We start from the raw sequence: 20,974 nt of genomic DNA on the forward strand, positions 1-20,974 counted from the left end.
TCTGCGCAGGAGTCTAACAGATTGTCGCAGCACAAAGTACGAGAAAACTGACGAGGAGTTTTTATTATTTCTTGTTTACCGGACTAGCATACGCAATATGAATAGATGAGTGAACCAGTGAACCAATAAAAAACGCAATTCCCTATACATTTAGTGATGTTGCGCAAGTGTGATTAAAACTTCGACAAAGCCTGATACGCAAAGGGTTGCTCTTAGCAATTAGAATGAAAAAGATAATCTAGAAGGCAAAAAGGCACCCAATATATCCTATAACCTCGAAATGCGTGGTTACTTGGATATCAAGAGTGCCTAAGAAGATAAAACTGTTCGGTCTTTCTATGGCACACCGTGACCTTTTGAAGCGACCCAAACTCGGTACCACTGCTCACGCGTCAATTCAATATTCAGTGCATTAACCGCCGAGTGAACTCGCTCAATTTTACCCGAACCAATAATAGGCATTGGCTTCGATGGTAAACGACGAACCCAAGCGTAAATCACTTCATCAATACTGTTCGCACCGACTTCTTCACGAATCATTTCTAACTCGTTGCGAACACGAACCGCTTGCTCCGTATCACCCGTAAAGATTGAACCACCACCTAGACACGACCATGCCATCGGGCGCACTCGTAAAGTTTGCATCTGGTCTAACGTACCATCGTGTGCAACTTCAAAGTTAAGGGGATTGATTTCCACTTGGTTAGTCACAAGTGGCTTGCTTAAGCGCGATTGCAAAAGTTCAAATTGACGAGGTGTGAAGTTAGAAACACCAAAGTGCTTCACCTTACCGACTTTATGAAGCTCCGAAAACGCTTCTGCCACTTCATCTGCATCCATCAAAACGTCAGGACGATGAATCAAGAGCACGTCAATCTCATCAACATTTAAACGCTCAAGTGAGTTGTTGACGGATTGGTAGATATGCGCCGCGCTAGTATCATAATGATTGATCTTACGCTCAGGTGTTTTATCACCACACAAGTTAATGTCGCATTTGGTCACGATCTGGATTTGCTCACGAACACTTTTATCCAACGCCAATGCTTCACCAAACAGCCCTTCACATTCGTAGTTACCGTAGATGTCAGCATGGTCGACAGTCGTAATACCTAACTCAATATGTTGCTTTAGGAATGACAAACGTTCTTGCGCTGTCATGCCCCAATCTACTGCACGCCAATATCCTTGAACCAGCTCAGAAAACTCTGGACCGTTTGGTGCAGTCACTACTTTTGCAACCATGGGTTTCTCTCCTTTTCTTAATCTGCTTTCATCCTAGTCTTGTTTTACCGTTCGCTCAACGGGTAAACTTTCGCAATTCGAACTGGAGTACGAAATATGTCTTTTGCCCAACGACTCGCCACCCTTATAGGCGAAGAAAGTGTCAGCGGCTTCGCTCGACGCGTCGATGTATCTGAAGCTTTGATCAGGAAATATCTCAAAGGAAGTGAACCAAGTTTAACCAAAGCGAACCAAATAGCGATGCGAGCAAACTGCTCACTAGAATGGCTAGCGACGGGTTGTGGTTACTTATATCGCCAAGCCGAAGTAGTGGATATGGAGGCTTACAAACTCGCCTATCAACATGTCATGGATGGTGTAATTTCTGGGGAAGAAGAAGCGCAGCACCGCAAATTGGTTGCGGGTTATCAGTATCTACGCGCGCATAAAAAGTCGGATGGTTTTTTGGATGAATCTGCGATGGCGACATTTTTGGCTCTCCATCACGAAAACAAAACTGAGGCTTCAGACGTCTAAAGCATAACACTTTAGAAACGGATCACCTTTAGTTCAATCATCTCGCCATCGCTGTTTAACATGACGTTTAATCTTGGCGTTGGCGTGCCAAACTCTTGTGCTAACACCCAATCAATACTTCGTGGCGCTTGCTGTGGATAGCGATTAATAAAGACAATCAGCTCTTTATCTACCTCTTCAGGCGTGGCGTGCCTCATCGCTTCAGAAATATCATATTGTTGCCCATCAATCTCCACCTTCTGCATCACCAGCCCATCTTTCCTCAAATTTAAAATCAGTTCGCTCAAACTCTGGGGTTGGTACTCGGTAAGAAAAGACAAATAGACCTCACGATCTTCTATTGTTGACTCTCCGTAGAGATGCTGATGGTAGTAGTGAAAATCATCCAAACAAAACGCTTCGGTACTATCTTGTGTCTCACATCGATACCAAGCTCCACCTGTCGTTATCGCTTGTTGGATTTGTTCAACAGGAGCACTCGATAATATCGCCTGCCACCATAGATCTTGAGCCGATGTAGTTTGAGAAAATAACCCGGAGAAAATGAGCAAACAAAGAGAAAAGCGCGACATGGTATTACTTGACGATTGAATTTGATGTTATCGAAAACGCTATCTTTGCCCCTATACCTAAGATAAGCAAGTACTCAGCTCGAATTTCAGACACAAAAAAGCGGACCTTCTAGCCCGCATCAATCTTTGTATAAAGCCTAAACCGCGTAATCCATCACGCCGAGAACCATTACGAGAAAACAGAATGCCATACCAAGCTGGAATTATCAACACTTCGTACGGTTATTTAAAATAAGTAAAGGGGAAGATTATAGGCATTAAAAAGGCGCACCTATGCGTGCGCCTCTGCCTCGTGACTCAATCGTGAGTATGCGAATCGGGAAGTCTATTGATGCATCCCGAACAAATAACGAGGAATTTCTGTAGGGTTTGAATCCATCCAAATTGTGTGTAAAACCTCACATCCCTCCTTCTGAAGCAGTCATGTTGCTTTACACTTAAAGCATGGTTCATTTTGCTCAGAAAACAAGTTTTACCGATAAAAAAATAGTGCCATATATGGGATCAATAGCACAAAGTTTATCAATATTTAGACAATCGACACTTGAACCGCTCAATAGTGGAAAGCTAAATTGCATCTTTATTGATTAGGTCTAGACTCTCCTGAGCGTATAATTTCTTCCGTCCCTTCCAATCTGTAGTCAGGAGAATCTGTTAATGACCAAACGCGAGAGAATTGTGAAATCTGTGTTAGCGCACGTACCTAAAGATGCGATTAACCAGTTTGTCTCTCGAGGGTCAACGCCAACTTCATTTTCCGTCCTCTTTATGGCGGCCATCGTTGGTACGCTAGCAGGTCTTGTCGGCACTTACTTTGAGATTGCTGTTCACTTTGTTTCTGAAACCCGTACTGAGTGGTTAAAAAGCGAAATCGGTAGCGTGCTGCCTTTGTGGCTGGCCGCAATCTTAATCAGTGGTGCATTAGCATTCATCGGTTACTACCTTGTGCACCGTTTCGCACCAGAAGCCTCTGGCTCCGGCATTCCTGAGATAGAAGGTGCAATGGACAATATTCGCCCGGTACGTTGGTGGCGTGTCATCCCGGTGAAGTTCTTTGGCGGCATGGGCGCACTTGGCTCAGGTATGGTTTTAGGTCGTGAAGGTCCAACTGTACAAATGGGTGGCGCGGTTGGTCGCATGGTTACCGATATCTTTCGTATTAAAGACGATGATACTCGCCACTCTCTATTAGCATCCGGTGCTGCCGGTGGTTTAGCCGCGGCGTTTAATGCGCCGTTAGCAGGCATCATGTTTGTTGTTGAGGAAATGCGTCCTCAATTTCGCTACTCTTTAATTTCTATTCGAGCAGTGATCATTTCGGCGATCATGGCAAACATTGTGTTTCGCGCGATTAACGGTCAAGAAGCGGTAATCACCATGCCACAATACCAATCACCGGAATTACAATCATTATGGTTGTTCTTGCTACTCGGTTCTTTGTTTGGCGTATTTGGTGTGATTTTCAATAAGCTAATCACCATCGCGCAAGACAGCTTTGTTGCCCTACATAAAAACGACCGTAAACGTTACTTGATCACAGGTACTATTTTGGGCGGTGTGTTTGGCTTGCTACTGCTTTATGTTCCTCAGCTAACCGGTGGCGGTATTGGCTTGATTCCAGACATTACCAACGGCAACTACTCAATTTCTATTTTAGTTATGCTGTTCGTTGGTCGTGTGATCACTACCCTACTTTGTTTTGGTTCTGGTGCACCTGGTGGTATCTTCGCTCCAATGCTGGCTTTGGGCACATTGTTTGGCTATGCATTTGGAGCAAGTGCAGACATGCTGTTACCTTCATTGACTATCGAACCAGGTGTCTTCGCAATTGCTGGCATGGGGGCTCTATTTGCCGCAACAGTACGTGCGCCAATCACAGGTATCTTACTGGTTATCGAGATGACCAATAACTACTACCTGATCCTACCACTTATTATTACCAGCTTAGGCGCAGTAATAGTGGCGCAATTACTTGGTGGACAACCAATTTACAGCCAGTTGTTACATCGTACGCTTAAGAATGACAAGCTACGTCAACAAGATCTGCCTGAAAACCAAGCTTAACCTAATATACCTAAGGTACTTGGGTGTACCGGCTCCAAATTATCTTTCACCATTAAGATTCTTTTGGAGCCAGTAATTCTACTTTTTTGCAAGTCTCTACATAAATCTCCTACCAAACTCACAAAATTCCCATTCTCTGGAATTTACCTATCATAATGAAAGGTAAGAAGACGTTAAACTTGTTAGTATTTGCGCCTCAAATTAGAGCAATTAACCCATTTCTGGAGTCGTTTTGAACTGGAAAAGACTTGTGCAGTTTTATAGTGTTCCTCCGTCACAAGCGGCGTTAGCGCTAGGCATGATAGGGCTTGGACAAGCTTGGGCTTTGTACATTCCACAGATTGGAGAACCAATAAGACCATTCCTTGCTGCACTCGGAGCTCTTCTTCTTACCCCGGTTCTACTTAAATACGCCACCAGCCCTCGACTGTTTATGGCGGACATCAAGCACCCACTGAGCGGTAGTTTAATGGCGCCAATGAGCATGGCGTTACTCATGCTGTGTGACTATCTTGCCGTGGTAACGCCAATCATTGCCTACCCGCTGTGGTTTATGGCGGTGTTACTGCATTTCACGATGATGGTGCTGTTCTTTGGTTTTCAAATCATGAACTTCAAGATGTCGAACATAGTGCCAAGCTGGTTTCTTTACCCTGTGGGCTTGATCAGCTCTTCTCTTGCTGGCTCTCAGTTTGGACACAACGTGTTTTCTGAAACTTTGGCGATGATGTGTATTGGCATTTACTTCTTCATGTTGCCTTTGGTGTTGTATCGCTTGGTATTCTTTGGCTCTCTGCCGCGTCGAGCACGACCAACACTCGCGATCATGGCTGCGCCTGTGAATCTTTCTCTGGCTGCGTACCTAGTCAACTTTGCGCAACCAGATCCGATCCTGACAGGCGCACTGGCAGGCATCGCCATTACGATGACCTTGTTAATTTATCTGTGTTATTTCCGTTTGATGCGTTTGAAATTTCAACCATCTATCGCAGCGGTCACCTTTCCTTCCGTGATCAGTGCGATTGCAATGCATCGTCTCACCACATTCTTCGCGGAATCTCACCCGCATTGGCATTGGTTACACGATTTTGGATTTCTAGAACTAAGCATCGCAACCGTGCTCGTGGTTTGGGTGTCTGCTGGTTATGTCAAAATGTACTGGCCAGAGCTTGTTAGGACACCATCGAAACAAACATAAAAAACGGCCTCATTGTGAGGCCGTTTTCTTTTGTCTTCAACGAGCAACGTTACCCGATGAACTTCGACACAAAATTGCTGATGTTGGTCATACTTGATGCCGCCATTACCACCACAATCGCAATACCCGTAAAGGTTAAATAGACCGGATGCTTGTAGTCACCCACAATATCTTTTCTGCGTGTCGCTACCAACATCATGCCTAGTACAATTGGCAAAATAATGCTGTTAACCAAACCTGCAAGCATAAGAAGTAGAATCGGCATGTTCATGGTCACTGTGCCAAGTGATGTGATAATGATAAAGCCAACGCACCACATTTTCTCGTTACGAGCCACGATTGGGAATAGAGTTTTGATCAGGGAGATGGCCATGTACGAGTTCCCCACAACCGAGGTAATCGACGCGACAAATAATACCAAGCCAAAAATGAAGTAACCCACTTCACCAGCACCTTGACGGAAGGCATCAGCAGCTGGGTTTGCAGAATCCAACGTTGCGCCTGTCGCAATCACACCAAATACGGCTAAGAACAGCAGAATACGAATCACCACTGCAATAGAAATGCCCGCCCAAGCCGCGGTTTTTATCGCCGGAACCTTGTCTTTTCCTTGTAAGCCGATATCAACCAAGCGTTGTGCGCCCGTATAGTAACCACCGACGGCACCACCCACAATGGTCAGTGTTGGGAGCAGTAAGCTACCAATATCTGTCGGCATCACCGCTGCGCTCATGGTTTCACCCATTGGTGGCAAACTGGTCATTGCAACGTAAGCAATCAGAATGATCATAAACAGACCAAGATAGCGCGCCATCTGATCCATACGTTTAGATGCATTGTGGACCACAAACAGCAGGCATCCCACAACCCCGGTAAACAAAGCCCCCCAGGTAGTATCAACCCCTGTTAGCACATTGATGCCAAGTGCAGCTCCACTCACGTTGCCAAAGTTGAACGCTACCGCACCAAGAGCAAGGAGAATACCCAACACGTAGCCCATGCCCGGAGCTACTTTATTGGCAATGTCTTGAATACGCATGCCAGATACACCCACAATGCGCCATAAGTTCATCACGATACCGAAAGTAATGAACATGGATGCAAAGACTGGAAACGCCATGTCGATTTTGTAGATATTGGTGAAGACTGCTGTCTGAGTTAAAAAGCCAGGACCAACAGAGGTAGTCGCCATTAGGAATGCGACACTAAGAATAGCTTTCTTTTGCCAGCTATTTTCCGAGGCTTGTGCAGAAGTCGGAATAGAAGAGTGAACGGTAGTTTGTGTGGTCATGCCAAGTCTCAATATTGTTGCCTTTCTATTATTAGAAAAAAGAAAGACAACTGACCGAGATCAGCTGAACTTGAAGAATCAGATAAGCAAATCAAATAAGAGAGAAAACCCTCGCAACCGTTTGCTGGGCGCGGATATTAAGGGCAACTCAAATAACTGTCAACACGAAGTTCGATAAATGATTTTTGTCGTCTCAAATCCATCTTATCTATGACTTTCAGATAGATAAAAAAAAGATGGCATTTACCATCCTCTTAGAAACTTGCTTGATTACCTAGCGTAAACCGTGGAGAAACTCGGCACGTGTCGCTGGGTTGCTTTTGAAAATACCACCCAATGCTGTTGTCGTCGTTTCGCTGGTTGCATCCATAACACCACGAGATTTCACGCAGTAGTGCGTTGCATCAATAGTCACCGCCACATCATCTGAACCTAGCAACGTTTGAAGTGCTACAAGAATTTGCTGTGTCATACGCTCTTGAACTTGAGGGCGCTGTGCAAAGAAGCGGACAATACGGTTGATCTTAGACAGACCAATGATTTTGCCACGTGGGATGTAAGCAACGGCAGCTTTGCCATCGATCGTAACAAGGTGGTGCTCACAAGTACTGGTCACTGTGATGTCTTTCACGCGAACCATCTCACTTACATTCATCTTGTTTTCAATCACAGTGATTTTCGGGAAATTGGCGTAATCTAGACCGGAGAAGATTTCGTCCACGTACATCTTAGCGATACGATGCGGCGTTTCCTCTAGACTATCGTCAGTTAGGTCAAGTTGAAGCAAACTTAAGATCTCACGCATGTGGTGTTCGATCTTCTCTTTCTTCTCTTCACGGCTTACGTTGTTTGGGCACATTGGCGTTTCCAAACCACGTTGCTCTAGCGCTTCTTTTACTAACTTCGCTGACTCGCTAAGACCTGACATTCCACTTCCTCTTTTGTTACTTCAGCCGATTGTACAAATCCAACCAAAATTGCATTCATACTTTTCGCTTTGAGTTGCTCAGTTCGTGTCTTTACACCAAGTCACATCAAATGAAGGTACTGAGCTGATTTTCTTGAGCTCCGCAGGTTTTTTACCCCTTTCGGATGGCTGACAAGGATACTCGGATTTTTGAATAATTACACCCATATTTTATAGGTGGACATTCTTAGGGTCTGTTGATCTTTCGAGCTGATTTTTGCAGCGAATTGTTGGGCATTTATACTAGGCAGAGACTTTGATGTGTAGTTAGCCTACATGAGAAGTCGATGACGAAGTAGAAATGACCAACAAACGCTGCCCAAAGGGTTCGTCTAAAATCGTTATATGCTTTGTTAAGGAGTATTTACTTAGAATGACTAGGCTACACACTCCTTGCCTCGCCTAAAACGATTTTGACTAGGCGCCCCCGTCCGAACAAAATTTAACCATAAAAGATTAACAGACCCTACTCAGTCCCCTTTTTATGGTAAAGTTGCCACAAAACAAAAGAACACAGGATTTTCTCAATGGGCTGCTGCGACGCACCTGGCTTGATGCCAATTGAAGAAGCGATGGATAAAATGCTATCGCGAATCAAACCTATCCAAACCACTCTTTCTCTTCCACTTGCTGATGCTCTTGGCTTTGTACTGGCAGAAGACATCTTGTCTCCTATCCATGTACCACCATTCGATAACTCAGCAATGGACGGTTACGCAATTCGCATTCAAGATCTTGAGTCGTCTTCGGTACTGCCTTTGGCGGGCAAATCATTCGCAGGGCAACCTTTTGAAGGTGAATGGCCTCAAGGTACCTGTGTTCGCATTATGACTGGCGCAAAAATCCCTGAGGGTTGTGACGCCGTTATCATGCAAGAGAACACCGAAGTAACGGATGCAGGTGTTCAGTTCAACCAAACGGACGTGAAGCCACAAAACAACATCCGCCCAACAGGTGACGACATCAAGCAAGGCGACATTGTACTTGCGCAAGGTGCTCGTTTAACGCCGCGTGATATTCCAATGATTGCGTCTCTTGGCGTCAGCCATGTGACCGTCGTTCGTAAACCAAAAGTGGCGTTTTTCTCTACTGGTGATGAGCTAAAACCACTGGGTGAATCGCTAGAAGAAGGTCAAATCTACGACAGCAACCGTTACGGGATCAAACCGTTGATTGAAAACTTTGGTTGTGAAGCCGTCGATTTAGGCATCATCCCCGACTGCCCAGAAACACTCAAAGCGACCTTTGAAAAAGCACAAACGTTGGCTGATGTCGTTGTTACCTCTGGTGGCGTCAGCGTTGGCGAAGCGGATTACACAAAAGACATTCTTGAAGAACTTGGTGAGATCGGTTTCTGGAAGCTGGCAATCAAGCCAGGTAAGCCTTTCGCCTTTGGTAAGCTAAGTACTGCTTGGTTCTGTGGTCTGCCGGGCAACCCTGTTTCTGCGGTGCTAACCATGTACGTGCTTGTTCAACCGATGTTGGCAAAACTCGCAGGACATACAGAGTGGAAGGCTCCGGAGTCTATTCCAGCGACAACCAAAACAGCATTTAAGAAAGCACCGGGGCGTACCGATTACCAACGTGGCATCTATACCTTAGAAGATGGCAAGTTTGTGGTTGAAACAACAGGTAACCAAAGCTCTGGTGCATTCCGATCAATGAGCCTAGCGAACTGTTTTGTTGTATTGGAGCGTGAACGCGGCCGCGTCGAAGTAGGCGAAACGGTTCAGATTCAACTATTCAACTCAACCCTTTACTAGGAAGTCGTTGTGGATATTCTTTCCGATCAGGAAATGTTGCGTTACAACCGCCAAATCATTCTTCGTCAATTTGACTTTGATGGGCAAGAAGCACTTAAGCAAGCATCGGTATTGATGCTTGGTGCTGGCGGTTTAGGCTGCGCCTCAAGCCAATACTTAGCGACTGCCGGTGTAGGTAAAATCACATTGATTGATGATGATATCGTTGAGCTATCTAACCTACAGCGTCAAGTGCTGCACCACGATGCGGATATTGGTCGTAAGAAGGTCGAGTCAGCGGCTGAGGCACTAAGGGAGCTAAACCCACATATTGCCGTGGACACCATTGCAAAACGCCTTGATGATACTGAGCTCAAAGAACTCATCGAACAACACACTATCGTTGTAGATGCATCAGATAACGTAGATACACGCAACCAACTCAACCGCTTGTGTTTTGAAACAAAAACACCATTGGTTTCGGGTGCCGCTATTCGCATGGAAGGGCAAGTAAGCGTATTCACTTACGATGATCCTACTCAACCATGTTACCAGTGCTTAAGCGCCCTCTTCGGCAGTGGCGCGTTAAGCTGTGTTGAAGCCGGTGTAATGGCACCTGTCGTCGGTATTGTCGGTGCAGTCCAAGCAATGGAAGCCATCAAGGTGATTGCTAACTACGGGCAGCCAAAGAAAGGAAAAATTCTTATTTTGGATGCGCTAAGCATGTCTTGGCGAGAAATGAATCTGATGAAAATGCCAACCTGTCCGGTTTGTAGTTAGCTCTCTACTCAATCATTCCCAAAAAGCCCAACTCAATGTTGGGCTTTTTTTCATTTTGACAATCAGAATTAAAACCTGCCTATCTAATAATCATAATCATTTAAAAATCATAATCTTAAAATATGGCACATTCCTTTCATTGCATATATCACGAACCAATGAGAGGGCGAATTATGAAAAGGACATCACTGATACTTGGGACTTTAATGGCAAGTGCGTATGCTCAAGCCACGCCGTTCGACACCTGCCCAAGCAAAGCATACCTATTTCAATCAACCCCAGTTCAAATCTATGGCGTCAATTTGGTTACAGGTTCTACTACTCTTTTAGAGGACGACACGGGTTTAGCTTCGGGTATTAACGGCGTGGGCTTTGACTTCACTGACCGTTACATTTATGGCTACGACACTACGAACAAAAAGATAGTTCGATTAGGGAAAGACTTTCAAGCAGAAACACTGAACGTTTCCGGTCTACCTACCGATCACACCTTTTTTGTGGGTGACGTCTACAATCACGTTTACTATTTGTACCGTAAAGGGAAAGGTCTATTCTCCATTGACCTCTCCCCACTAGACTCGGATCCAAACGCAACATTAAACATCGTAAAGATTAGCTCGACGGCGACTGTCAACCTTACCGACTTTGCGTTCCATCCCGGTGACGGTTCTCTTTATGGTATCGACAACAACTCTGGTGTCCTATACCAGTTCAATCCATCAAATGGCAATGCAACTGCAATCGGTGACACTGGCGAAACAGGCACATTCGGCGCTGGTTATTTCGATGTAAACGGCAACTATTATGTATCGCGTAACCAAGACGGTAAGATCTATCGTATCAACTTGTCTTCAGAAAACGCCGCTAACATTGCAGCAGGGATTGTTCCGGCAGTTGAGTTTGTCTCAAACGGACCAAGCTCAAGTCAGAATGATGGTGCGCGTTGTGCAAATGCACCTGTTATTGATGAAGACGATCCTATTGATTTTGGCGATGCACCCGATAGTTACAGTACAACTCTAGCTTCTAACGGACCTCGTCACGAAGTCGACGACGTAACTTGGCTTGGTTCTGTCGCCCCAGATGGTGACGCTGACGGTCAAGCAAATGATAACTCCGTGGGCACAGCAGATGAGGATGGTGTTGGTTTTGTATCCGCGCTTGATCCTGGCTTAAGCTCCATTGTGAATGTCACCGCCTCCACTTCTGGTTATCTGTCTGCGTGGTTTGACTGGAACCGCGATGGTGACTTTGATGATGAAGGCGAACAGGTCTTTACCGATGAACTGCTTTCAGCCGGAAATAATCCACTGCCATTCGTTGTTTCTACTGCGGCAACAGAAGGTTCGAGTTGGAGTCGATTCCGCTTCAGCCAACAAACTGGGTTGAATTACGACGGTGGTTCGACATCTGGTGAGGTCGAAGATTACCCTATTGCGATCACGGGAAATGGGTATTCTGTTGAATACTTCCCAAGTGCAGAAAGCTTCGCCACCGTTGCTTATGAAGATAACTGGCCCTACACAGCAGACTACGACATGAATGACGTTGTCGTGACTTTCCAAATCACGGAAACCAGCTTAGATGGTCATGTAGAGAACATCCAAATCACTGGTGACTTGGCTGCGTACGGTGCAGACTACAAAAATGGGTTCGCCATCCGCTTACCGGGCATCTCGAGAAGCGCGATTGAAAATGGTCTCACAACACTCTCTTTTAATGGCATTGAGCAGGCGTCCAACGGGCTAGAAAGCATTTCTGACGAAGCAATATTCATCATTAGTGAAGACTTGAGCCAACATGCCTCGAGCGGTTGTAACTTCTTTAGAACAGAAGCTGGGTGCGACGACAGCGTGTCTCTCACCTTTACTCTAAACGTCTACTTTACTGAAGGCTCTGACCGTTCATCCATACAAGCGATGCCTTACGACCCGTTCATCTTCGCGACTCCAGGAACTTACCATGGTGACGGCATTACTTTCCAACCAGGACGTAAGTGGGAAGTTCACTTAGCCGACCAAGCGCCAACAGAGCAATTTGATGACCAAAACCTCTTCGGTGTTGGTGTGGACGCAAGTAACCCTTCACAAGGTGTGTACTTTAAAACTGCGAACAACCTACCTTGGGCACTATTAATCGTTGAGGATTGGGATTGGCCACTCGAACGTATCGATATGGTTGAGGCTTATCCTCAGTTCAAAACATGGGCTGAATCTGCTGGCGAGCTAGGTACAGATTGGCATACCGCTCCAACACCAAACAAGTGCTACATTCCATAGGGAGAGAACATTATGAGAACTTTAATTACAATCATCATGGGATTAGCTTTAACAGCATGTGGCGGCGGCGGTGGTGGTGGAGGCGGTACGAGTGCGCCCCCTCCACCGACACAGACTGCAGTGCCAGATGAAGATCCTACAATGCAAGATCTTGAAGTGCCCGATGGCTTTAACTACGACCCTGTAGTACAAGGCTCATTAAATGTGGATATCAGCGGTTTCTCTTCACAGCGTGCACACCTAAGCGTTTACAAAGATTTCAAAGAGAGTGGTTCTGGGAAATATGACGCAAAATACCCGAGCAAAGTGGCCTCTGTACCTCTGAATAACGGAACCGCAAACTTTGACTTCAACGTGTCAGACAGCCAAGGGAATCTTCTAGTAGAAATCTGGTTTTATGATGGCTCGGACCCAATACAGAAAGTGATTTCTTCAGGTGATAGCAATTGGATTCTTTAGCCAAAACAAACTGAAAACGTGAAGATAGAAAACAACTCACACTTAAAAATCGCATCGTTCTTTTGAACATGCGATTTTTTTGTTGTAAAACAGTAAGATTATTAATGCGGCGGGAAAAATACGTTGGACAACCCCAAAACCTACATATTGGCTTTTGTTAGTGCCATTGTTCTGTTGTGTTTGGCTCTATGGCTAACGTCCTCAGAAGAAAAACAGTTAATTACAGCGGAAGTAATATCGAACACCTTAACGCAATCACTGGACGGTCAAAGACGTTACTTAACAGTAGAATCTGACGTTTTGGGGCTCAAACGAGTCGCAGTACCCACAAATGTTCAGTGTTCAGAAGGTGCCATCGTCACATTTAGCCAAGCGACTGATTCTCTCTTCGAGCAACCGCTCACGTTTATAAACTGCGAATGAGCTTAAGCTGTTCACGCCAAAACATTCCATACTACTGTGAGGAAACTAAAGACGATGCAAGCACTGATCACAACAGATGAACTCAAAGAGCTCATCAGCCAACCCAATGTCAAACTCCTAGACGCCAGCATTGCTTTTCAAATCCCATCAGAAGGCAAAAAGATCAAAGATAAATGGATACCTAACACTTTGCGCTTTGATTACGACAACGACTTCTGCCTACCTAACTCCAACCTGCCTCACATGATGCCAACAGAGCAAGGCTTTAATAGCAGTGCTCAACAACTTGGGTTAAATAACGAAGATGTGATTGTGGTGTATGACAATTCCGGCACTCTTGCCGCACCAAGAGCTTGGTGGATGTTCAGAGCGATGGGTCATCACAACGTATGCATTCTAAATGGGGGGCTTCCGGCTTGGGTTGAAGCAGGATTACCTATTGTCGATACCTTGTCTCAACCAACAGAGATTGGCAACTTCACAGGTAAACTAAACCCAGATGCATTCTTAAGCGCGCATACCGTGTTAACCCATTCTAATAACTGCAGTGCAAATATTGTCGATGCTAGAGCTAAAGCCCGCTTCCTAGGTGAAGTTCCTGAACCAAGAGAAGGGTTACGCAGTGGACACATTCCTAATTCAGTTTGCTTGCCGTTTCAAGAACTCTTAACGGACGGTCACATTAAGCCAAATTCCGAGTTGCAACAGATATTTAGCCGATTAACATTAGACAGTGATAGTTCAATCATTTTTAGCTGTGGTTCCGGTGTGACCGCGTGCATTTTGTTGCTCGCTGCCTATCAAATTGGTCTGCAGAATTTATCAGTCTATGACGGCTCTTGGACTGAGTGGGGTGCCGATGAATCCCTACCAATCGAGCATTAATATCAGGAGCAGTAATACGATATGATCGGCTTAAAGAAGAACATTTGGACGCTATATCTGACACTTTTTACCATCAGTGTCGGTTTGTTCTCTCTGTTTGGTCATTATCATTATCAATCCATACTCGATAAATACAAAGACAAGCAGCTCTTGCAATTAGAGCTGTTTGCTTCATCTGTACAGTCACTGTTTAAAGGACAAGAAACCTTACTGGAAGTTGTCGGTCACCAATTGATTGAACAGAACGACTTTACTCGAACCGCCTCATTGCAAATGCGACCTCTTCTGGATGAGCTGATGGATATCCACCCAGCGATCGCCGCATTTGGTCTTACAAACCCACAAGGCGATTATTTAGCGATAAGCTCGAATCTGGACCTACAAAAACTGCGTAACTTGAAGCAAGATCCTCAAACAAGAGGAACGTTTGAAGCCGCACTACAGTCTGATCACATGGTGGTTGGTAGAACTTACTTTATGCCTGCGCTCGACTCTCTTGTTATCCCCATCCGAAAAGCTATTCGAGATAAAAATGGTAAGGTTCTCGCGGTGATGACGGCGGGTTTCAACATGAACTCCTCTTTGGTTTTTCGAAGCGACGTTCACGCAAATGAACACAATCGAGTGTCATTAAATCGTGAAGATGGTTATCTAACCTTTACTTCGGCTGAACAAGCAAACCTCAACAGTTACAGCCATCCTGCTGACGGGCATACCAAGGCTATCGTTTTCGAACAGATCGAAAACAAGTATGGATGGAGCCGAGATACAGTCAGAACACTTGCAAGCGCAGTAAACATTGTTGCTGATGACCCAAGAATTAATCAACTGGTCACATTGAAATACCTACCAGATTATAAACTTTGGGCATCGTCTTCGACGGATCTTCGGTATATCCAGAGCGGTTTTTTCGATCAGTTCGCACTATACTCGCTCGTGTTCCTATTTATTCAAGGTGGGTTCTATGCGCTGGTTCGTTCCATTGCGAATAATGAATTGGGTACCCGACGAAAACTCTTATATCAAGCGCATCATGACCACCTCACGCTACTCCCAAATCGAGAATATCTGCGCGCACATATTGGACACTGGGTGAATGGCTCAGCCACGCCATTTAGCCTGATGTTTATCGACATCGATAACTTTAAATCCGTGAATGACACCCATGGTCACGAATTTGGGGATGAGGTATTGAAGCTGATCGCACAACGCTTAAAGACCTTTGGTTGTGATGGTCGTCTGATCGTTCGAGAAGCAAGTGACGAGTTTATACTGCTTGTTAACCAAACCGACGAAGGTACGGTGAGAGCGTTGGCAAAAGAGCTGATCAATTACCTATCCGAACCCTACTTAGTTCAAGAAAACCAATTTCTGTTGAGTTGCAGCGTCGGTATTGCTCTTTACCCTTCTCACGGTCAAAACTTAGATGCCTTGCTTCGTTCTGCAGATATCGCTATGTATCAAGCAAAAAAAGAGCGCAATGCATACAGTATTTTTGACCAACAAATGCAGGCAAAACACCTTCACAAGATGAAGATGGAACAACGTTTAAGGCTAGCGATAGAACGACAAAATCTATTCTTAGTTTATCAACCGCAATTGAACGTTAATGGCAAAATTTATGGTGTTGAAGCCTTGGTGCGTTGGCAAGATGAAGAGCTTGGGTTCGTCCCACCCAATGAGTTTATCCCAGTAGCGGAAAGTTCAGGTCTGATGGTGAGATTGGGTGAGTTGATTATCGAGAAAAGCTTGATCGACATGGCTCGCCTTACGGAAATGGCAGCGCAGCCAATTCAGATGTCGATTAATATCTCGGTAAAACAGTTTATTCAAATAAACTTCATTGATGACTTAGTGGCGTTAATAGACAAATATAAAGTCGATCAACACCGCATCACGCTTGAAATCACTGAGAACTTATTCATTGAAGACCTCGATAAGTTCGCACCTATTTGTGAGCGCTTGCATGCGCTCGGTTTTAAAATCTCTCTCGACGATTTCGGTACCGGGTACTCTTCCCTCTCGATGCTAAGAGCACTTCCGATTGATGAAGTCAAAATTGACAAGAGCTTTATTGATAATATCGAAGATGATGAAAAAGCACTTAACATGGTGCAAAACATCATTGCGATTGGTAAGAACTTTGGCATGAAAGTTCTCGCGGAAGGCGTAGAAACTCGTCAGCAACGTGATCAGTTAGCCGCGTGTGGCTGTGACTTGATTCAAGGATATTTCTACTCTAAGCCATTACCTTTCAAACAATTAATCGAATTCTCTGAGCAAAACCAAAATGAGAAAGCCGTCGCAGAATAACGACGGCTTTAAGAACAAACAATAATGTGACGTTTTACAGATTAATTCTGCATTTCCTTATACATCACTTCAACAAGCTCGCCTTTCGGATCACCTGATAGCTCCCACGTAAAGATGCCACCAAGATTCGTTTGCTTTGCCCAATCCGCTTTGGCTTTGATAGAGCGTTGATCTTCGAATGAAATGAACACTTTTTTCTCAGGGTTCCATAAATAAGGGGCTTGAGATTGTTCATCGTACTTATATTCGTAACCTTGTTTTGCGCTGTAGTTCTTCATAAGGTCCCAAAACATGAAGTAGCCATTCTCACCAGTACCAAACTGCGCGCCTTTCTCTGACAATAAATCTTGAGTTGGTAAACCACCGGAGAAATCTTTGGTTCCTTGCCAACCGCGACCATAAAACGCGGCACCAATCACCAACTTCTCACTAGGAATACCCAGCTCAATCATTTGATTAATGAACACGTCAGCGCCCATGCCCCACCAACTGCGGTCAGTGGCATGCAAGTTTGTTGTGTGCCCTGTTTGTTGTCCCCAACCACCAAGGAAGTCATACGTCATGGCAAACATATTGGTTAAGTAGGGCTGCGCCGCTTTCCAATCAATGCCCGCGGCTTTTGGACCAACACCCACTGCTGTTGAAAGCTCGTACTCGCGCTTGGTCTTTTTCGCTAACGCGTCTAAATCACCACGCATAGTCTTAACTAGGTAAGTGAAGGCGTCACGCTCTTGTGCTTTTTGCTCATCCGTCAGTTTGGTATCTGGGTTCCAAGGAGACGTAGTCAAGCCGCCACCTCCTGGATACTCCCAATCCAAGTCAATACCATCAAAGAAATCGTATTGAGCAACCAGCTCGACTGCTGTTTTAGAGAACTGATCCATCGCTTGCTGGTTTTTTGCCATCGCGTGGAAAGGTTCAGACATGGTCCAACCGCCAAAAGAAGGGAGAATTTTCAGATCAGGGTGTTGCTTCTTAAGTTCGGCTAATTGAGCGAAGTGCCCTTTATATGGAACGCCGACAGAGACCGGACCAAAGTCTTTTTCAAGTGCCGCCTCGGTATCAACCAGAATCGCGGTATACGGCTCTTTACCTTCACACTGTTTTGCGACCAGTTTTTGTACGGTTTCTGAGGCACCAGTGTGAGGACCACACATGCTCAAAAACGCATAGATAATATGAGTCAGGTTATCAGCCGGAATATCTTTAACCGTATAAGGGTTGTCTGCGTTTGCATACTGCCAGTCAGCAAAATAGCCTGCGACGACTTTTTGCTCGGCGTGCGCTATGCCCATGAACCCCGTAAATAAAGCAGCTGCGAGAAGTGTCTTTTTCATCGTTTCCTCCAGAGTAATTAACTACAAATTACTCCTGAGGATTATTTTTAACTTGGAAACGAAATCAGGTTGCGAGTCATTTATAAATCCTCATCACCTGATTACATAGTTTGCATATTATTTGTGCTAAACCTCTGATGCACTGTTGCCGTGCATCTGCTCATCCAAGTTAAGAACCGTCAGTGCGTTACTTACGCTGGTTGCAATCACATCAATGGCTCCGGTTCTTAACGCTCCAAGTAGCGCCAATGGCTTACTGTTTTCAGCTGCAATCGCAATCACTTCTGCAATAGGTCTAAATTCTTCAATACCCAAGCCTATGACACGGTCACTCATCACCGTATTTGCTACGTTGCCGTGAATGTCAAAGAAGTCATAACCGGCAAAGTCCCCTACGACACCTTGCATCAAGCGAGATTGAACCACTTCATCTGGAGTGAACCAACCAAGGTCAACCATGTAGCTGTTTTCACTCATATCACCGATACCAACGAGGGCGACATCCGCTTTGCGCGCCAAATCCAGGGTTTGCTTAACCGTGGCATTTTGCATAAAGGCGACCTTCTGCTCGCGGTTTTCAGCATAGGCAGGCGCGTATAGGGTTTCCGATGTGCCGCCGTATTTCTTGGCAAATTGTCGACATATATGGTCGGCGTTGAACATACCGCCACGAGGGTGAATCCCGCCGATACCGCACACAAATTTACAATCGCGCGGCGTAATAACACCAATGTGGTGCGCCACAGAAGATACGTTACGCCCTTGTCCTACCGTCACCACCATGCCGTTCTTAAGGGTACTCGTCAGGTAATTAGAAACTAAACCAGAAACTTGCAGGCGTTGCGCTTCTTCATTAGGTTGATCCAAAGCAACCAGCGCTCGCTTCACACCAAAGCGTTCGATGAGGCGCTGCTCTATCTTGGCACTGAACACAGGGTGATATTTTACGGTAATCTCAACAATGCCTTCGTCACGAGCCTGTTTCAGCATTCGCCCAACTTTGGCACGTGATATGGAAAATTTTTTCGATATCTCTTCTTGTGTCGCACCATCTTGATAATAAGCAACGGAGATCTCCGTCAACAAGTCTGTACTTTCAATAGAAATATCTTGGTTAGAACTGCTCATGATTTTTCTCGCCCTTTTAGAGGATCGACATTGTATGCATTAGTGAGCATCTGCTCATTGACTTAGCATATGTTACCTACCAATTTTACTGCGACATTTGCTCACTGTAATGACATTTTCTCACTATGTCATTTTATTAATCTTACTGCTGCTCAAGCCTTGAACAATAAGGGCAAACGTTTATTTGGGTCACACTCTGAACACACAGCAAAAAAACGTTGATGAACTTCACTTAAAGTCGGTTTCGACGATTGACTTTCAGCATGGATAGGATAAATATGGATTCATCATTTACTCAGCTACCGATCAAATGTTCAAAGCAAATGTTCGGTACCGAAATTTTCCGTAGTTGGCTGAGCAGATGTCTCGTTAATTATGATGAGACGATTAGCCGACACGATTGCAAATGCACAAGCTGTGGTACTCAAAACCACACTTAAGCCCATTTATATAGGATGATCGATTATGAGCAACAAGTTAGAGCAACTTCGTAAACTAACAACTGTAGTAGCGGACACTGGTGAAATTGACGCAATCAAAAAGTACCAACCTGAAGATGCAACAACGAACCCATCTCTTATCCTAAAAGCGGCTCAAATCGAAGAGTACGCACCTCTAATCGACGCTTCTATCGAATACGCAAAAGCACAAAGCAACGACAAAGCACAACAAGTACAAGACACTTGTGACATGCTTGCAGTAAACATCGGTAAAGAGATCCTAAAAACTATTCCTGGTCGTATCTCTACAGAAGTAGATGCTCGTCTTTCTTACGACACAGAAGGCAGTGTTGCTAAAGCGCGTCAACTTGTAAAAATGTACAACGACGCAGGCATCACTAACGACCGTATCCTAATCAAACTGGCTTCTACTTGGGAAGGTATTCGCGCTGCAGAGATCCTTGAAAAAGAAGGCATCAACTGTAACCTAACGCTTCTATTCTCTTTCGCACAAGCTCGTGCATGTGCTGAAGCAGGTGTATTCCTAATCTCGCCATTCGTTGGTCGCATCATGGACTGGTACAAAGCGAAAGAAGGTCGTGACTTCGAAGCTTCAGAAGATCCAGGTGTAATCTCAGTAACAGACATCTACAACTACTACAAAGACTACGGTTACAACACGGTTGTTATGGGCGCAAGCTTCCGTAACATCGGCGAGATCCTAGAACTTGCTGGCTGTGACCGTCTAACTATCGCTCCTGCTCTTCTTGCTGAGCTAGAAGCTGCTGAAGGCGAAGTTGTAGAGAAACTAGTTGATTCTAAAGGTTCTAAAGAGCGTCCAGCTCCAATGTCTCACGCTGAGTTCCTATGGGAGCACAACCTAGACGCAATGGCTGTTGAGAAAGTAGCTGAAGGTATCCGTAACTTCGCGGTTGACCAAGGCAAACTAGAAGACATGATCGCAGCTAAGCTTTAATTGCTTACCAAAAGCGAGTAGCCAGCCTACTCGCTTTTAGCATCAGCGCTTTATTCAAAAAATTCTATTTGAACTTGTTCCGACGAGTTCCCTCTATTTAAATCAAATATCGAGAAGTAACTACTATGGATCGTAAATACCTTGCAAATGCAATCCGTGCACTAAGCATGGACGGTGTTCAACAAGCTAACTCTGGCCACCCAGGCGCACCTATGGGTATGGCTGACATCGCTGAAGTTCTTTGGCGCTCTCACCTAAACCACAACCCATCAAACCCAGAGTGGGCTGACCGTGACCGTTTCGTACTGTCTAACGGTCACGGCTCTATGCTTATCTATTCTCTACTGCACCTTGCAGGC

Annotated in this window: 17 protein-coding genes and 1 pseudogene; 12 read left to right on the forward strand and 6 right to left on the reverse strand. The window is 45.1% G+C overall.

Annotated elements, in window-relative coordinates; translation table 11 throughout:
• Positions 1–336 precede the first annotated feature (336 nt).
• Positions 337–1,245: an aldo/keto reductase gene (locus OH463_RS18985; RefSeq protein WP_269992103.1), complete on the reverse strand. Its 909-nt coding sequence runs from the start codon at positions 1,243–1,245 to the stop codon at positions 337–339.
• A 96-nt stretch (positions 1,246–1,341) separates the two neighbouring features.
• Here OH463_RS18985 and OH463_RS18990 point away from each other — a divergent pair, with 96 nt between their 5' ends.
• Complete coding sequence (locus tag OH463_RS18990) at positions 1,342–1,761, forward strand: helix-turn-helix domain-containing protein (RefSeq protein ID WP_269992104.1); 420 nt, start codon at positions 1,342–1,344, stop codon at positions 1,759–1,761.
• Between the two features lie 11 nt (positions 1,762–1,772).
• Here the strand turns inward: OH463_RS18990 and OH463_RS18995 are convergent, their stop codons facing one another.
• Complete coding sequence (locus tag OH463_RS18995; protein WP_005452356.1) at positions 1,773–2,333, reverse strand: hypothetical protein; 561 nt, start codon at positions 2,331–2,333, stop codon at positions 1,773–1,775.
• Between the two features lie 657 nt (positions 2,334–2,990).
• Here OH463_RS18995 and clcA point away from each other — a divergent pair.
• Complete coding sequence (gene clcA, locus OH463_RS19000; RefSeq protein ID WP_009697296.1) at positions 2,991–4,397, forward strand: H(+)/Cl(-) exchange transporter ClcA; 1,407 nt, start codon at positions 2,991–2,993, stop codon at positions 4,395–4,397.
• Between the two features lie 250 nt (positions 4,398–4,647).
• Entirely contained in the window at positions 4,648–5,595 is a 948-nt protein-coding gene (locus OH463_RS19005; protein WP_009697295.1) for a TDT family transporter, read from the forward strand.
• Between the two features lie 49 nt (positions 5,596–5,644).
• Here the strand turns inward: OH463_RS19005 and OH463_RS19010 are convergent, their stop codons facing one another.
• Positions 5,645–6,886, reverse strand: coding sequence for an NRAMP family divalent metal transporter (locus tag OH463_RS19010; protein ID WP_269992106.1), 1,242 nt, complete (start codon positions 6,884–6,886; stop codon positions 5,645–5,647).
• Between the two features lie 274 nt (positions 6,887–7,160).
• Positions 7,161–7,814: a GTP cyclohydrolase I FolE gene (folE, locus tag OH463_RS19015; protein ID WP_005452362.1), complete on the reverse strand. Its 654-nt coding sequence runs from the start codon at positions 7,812–7,814 to the stop codon at positions 7,161–7,163.
• Between the two features lie 566 nt (positions 7,815–8,380).
• Here folE and moeA point away from each other — a divergent pair.
• The 7 genes from moeA (at position 8,381) to OH463_RS19045 (ending at position 16,734) form a co-directional block, all read left to right on the forward strand.
• Positions 8,381–9,616: a molybdopterin molybdotransferase MoeA gene (moeA, locus tag OH463_RS19020; protein WP_005452364.1), complete on the forward strand. Its 1,236-nt coding sequence runs from the start codon at positions 8,381–8,383 to the stop codon at positions 9,614–9,616.
• 9 nt (positions 9,617–9,625) lie between these two features.
• On the forward strand, positions 9,626–10,375 hold the full coding sequence (gene moeB, locus OH463_RS19025) for a molybdopterin-synthase adenylyltransferase MoeB (RefSeq protein WP_188014627.1): 750 nt from the start codon (positions 9,626–9,628) through the stop codon (positions 10,373–10,375).
• Positions 10,376–10,548: 173 nt separating this feature from the next.
• Positions 10,549–12,654 carry an LruC domain-containing protein gene (locus tag OH463_RS19030; protein ID WP_047513783.1) on the forward strand — a complete coding sequence of 702 codons (2,106 nt, stop codon included), beginning with the start codon at positions 10,549–10,551 and terminating at the stop codon, positions 12,652–12,654.
• A 12-nt stretch (positions 12,655–12,666) separates the two neighbouring features.
• The gene (locus OH463_RS19035; protein WP_053053499.1) at positions 12,667–13,113 is read left to right on the forward strand and encodes a hypothetical protein; all 447 of its coding nucleotides are present in this window, start codon (positions 12,667–12,669) and stop codon (positions 13,111–13,113) included.
• Positions 13,114–13,236: 123 nt separating this feature from the next.
• Complete coding sequence (locus OH463_RS26280; RefSeq protein WP_009697291.1) at positions 13,237–13,536, forward strand: hypothetical protein; 300 nt, start codon at positions 13,237–13,239, stop codon at positions 13,534–13,536.
• A gap of 54 nt (positions 13,537–13,590) precedes the next feature.
• Entirely contained in the window at positions 13,591–14,421 is an 831-nt protein-coding gene (locus tag OH463_RS19040; protein WP_047513785.1) for a sulfurtransferase, read from the forward strand.
• A 21-nt stretch (positions 14,422–14,442) separates the two neighbouring features.
• Positions 14,443–16,734: a bifunctional diguanylate cyclase/phosphodiesterase gene (locus OH463_RS19045; protein ID WP_005452370.1), complete on the forward strand. Its 2,292-nt coding sequence runs from the start codon at positions 14,443–14,445 to the stop codon at positions 16,732–16,734.
• A gap of 41 nt (positions 16,735–16,775) precedes the next feature.
• On the opposite strand, the gene OH463_RS19050 is transcribed toward OH463_RS19045, so the two are convergent.
• Together OH463_RS19050 and OH463_RS19055 are read right to left on the reverse strand one after the other, a co-directional pair.
• Entirely contained in the window at positions 16,776–18,071 is a 1,296-nt protein-coding gene (locus OH463_RS19050; protein WP_269992116.1) for a glycoside hydrolase family 18 protein, read from the reverse strand.
• Between the two features lie 126 nt (positions 18,072–18,197).
• Complete coding sequence (locus OH463_RS19055; RefSeq protein ID WP_005452372.1) at positions 18,198–19,199, reverse strand: sugar-binding transcriptional regulator; 1,002 nt, start codon at positions 19,197–19,199, stop codon at positions 18,198–18,200.
• Between the two features lie 465 nt (positions 19,200–19,664).
• Here OH463_RS19055 and tal point away from each other — a divergent pair, with 465 nt between their 5' ends.
• Entirely contained in the window at positions 19,665–20,615 is a 951-nt protein-coding gene (gene tal / locus OH463_RS19060) for a transaldolase (protein WP_005425862.1), read from the forward strand.
• 125 nt (positions 20,616–20,740) lie between these two features.
• Positions 20,741–20,974: pseudogene (locus OH463_RS19065) on the forward strand (transketolase); the annotation flags it as partial.

Source organism: Vibrio sp. NFR (assembly GCF_027587095.1).
In the GTDB taxonomy this organism is placed as follows: Bacteria; Pseudomonadota; Gammaproteobacteria; order Enterobacterales; family Vibrionaceae; genus Vibrio; species Vibrio harveyi.

What these genes read in the sequence shown, in the direction of transcription:
- OH463_RS18985 (WP_269992103.1), bottom strand. Translation starts at nt 1,245, where the DNA reads ATGGTTGCAAAAGTAGTGACTGCACCAAACGGTCCAGAGTTTTCTGAG.
- OH463_RS18990 (WP_269992104.1), top strand. Translation starts at nt 1,342, where the DNA reads ATGTCTTTTGCCCAACGACTCGCCACCCTTATAGGCGAAGAAAGTGTC.
- OH463_RS18995 (WP_005452356.1), bottom strand. Translation starts at nt 2,333, where the DNA reads ATGTCGCGCTTTTCTCTTTGTTTGCTCATTTTCTCCGGGTTATTTTCT.
- clcA (WP_009697296.1), top strand. Translation starts at nt 2,991, where the DNA reads ATGACCAAACGCGAGAGAATTGTGAAATCTGTGTTAGCGCACGTACCT.
- OH463_RS19010 (WP_269992106.1), bottom strand. Translation starts at nt 6,886, where the DNA reads ATGACCACACAAACTACCGTTCACTCTTCTATTCCGACTTCTGCACAA.
- folE (WP_005452362.1), bottom strand. Translation starts at nt 7,814, where the DNA reads ATGTCAGGTCTTAGCGAGTCAGCGAAGTTAGTAAAAGAAGCGCTAGAG.
- moeA (WP_005452364.1), top strand. Translation starts at nt 8,381, where the DNA reads ATGGGCTGCTGCGACGCACCTGGCTTGATGCCAATTGAAGAAGCGATG.
- OH463_RS19030 (WP_047513783.1), top strand. Translation starts at nt 10,549, where the DNA reads ATGAAAAGGACATCACTGATACTTGGGACTTTAATGGCAAGTGCGTAT.
- OH463_RS19035 (WP_053053499.1), top strand. Translation starts at nt 12,667, where the DNA reads ATGAGAACTTTAATTACAATCATCATGGGATTAGCTTTAACAGCATGT.
- OH463_RS19040 (WP_047513785.1), top strand. Translation starts at nt 13,591, where the DNA reads ATGCAAGCACTGATCACAACAGATGAACTCAAAGAGCTCATCAGCCAA.
- OH463_RS19045 (WP_005452370.1), top strand. Translation starts at nt 14,443, where the DNA reads ATGATCGGCTTAAAGAAGAACATTTGGACGCTATATCTGACACTTTTT.
- OH463_RS19050 (WP_269992116.1), bottom strand. Translation starts at nt 18,071, where the DNA reads ATGAAAAAGACACTTCTCGCAGCTGCTTTATTTACGGGGTTCATGGGC.
- OH463_RS19055 (WP_005452372.1), bottom strand. Translation starts at nt 19,199, where the DNA reads ATGAGCAGTTCTAACCAAGATATTTCTATTGAAAGTACAGACTTGTTG.
- tal (WP_005425862.1), top strand. Translation starts at nt 19,665, where the DNA reads ATGAGCAACAAGTTAGAGCAACTTCGTAAACTAACAACTGTAGTAGCG.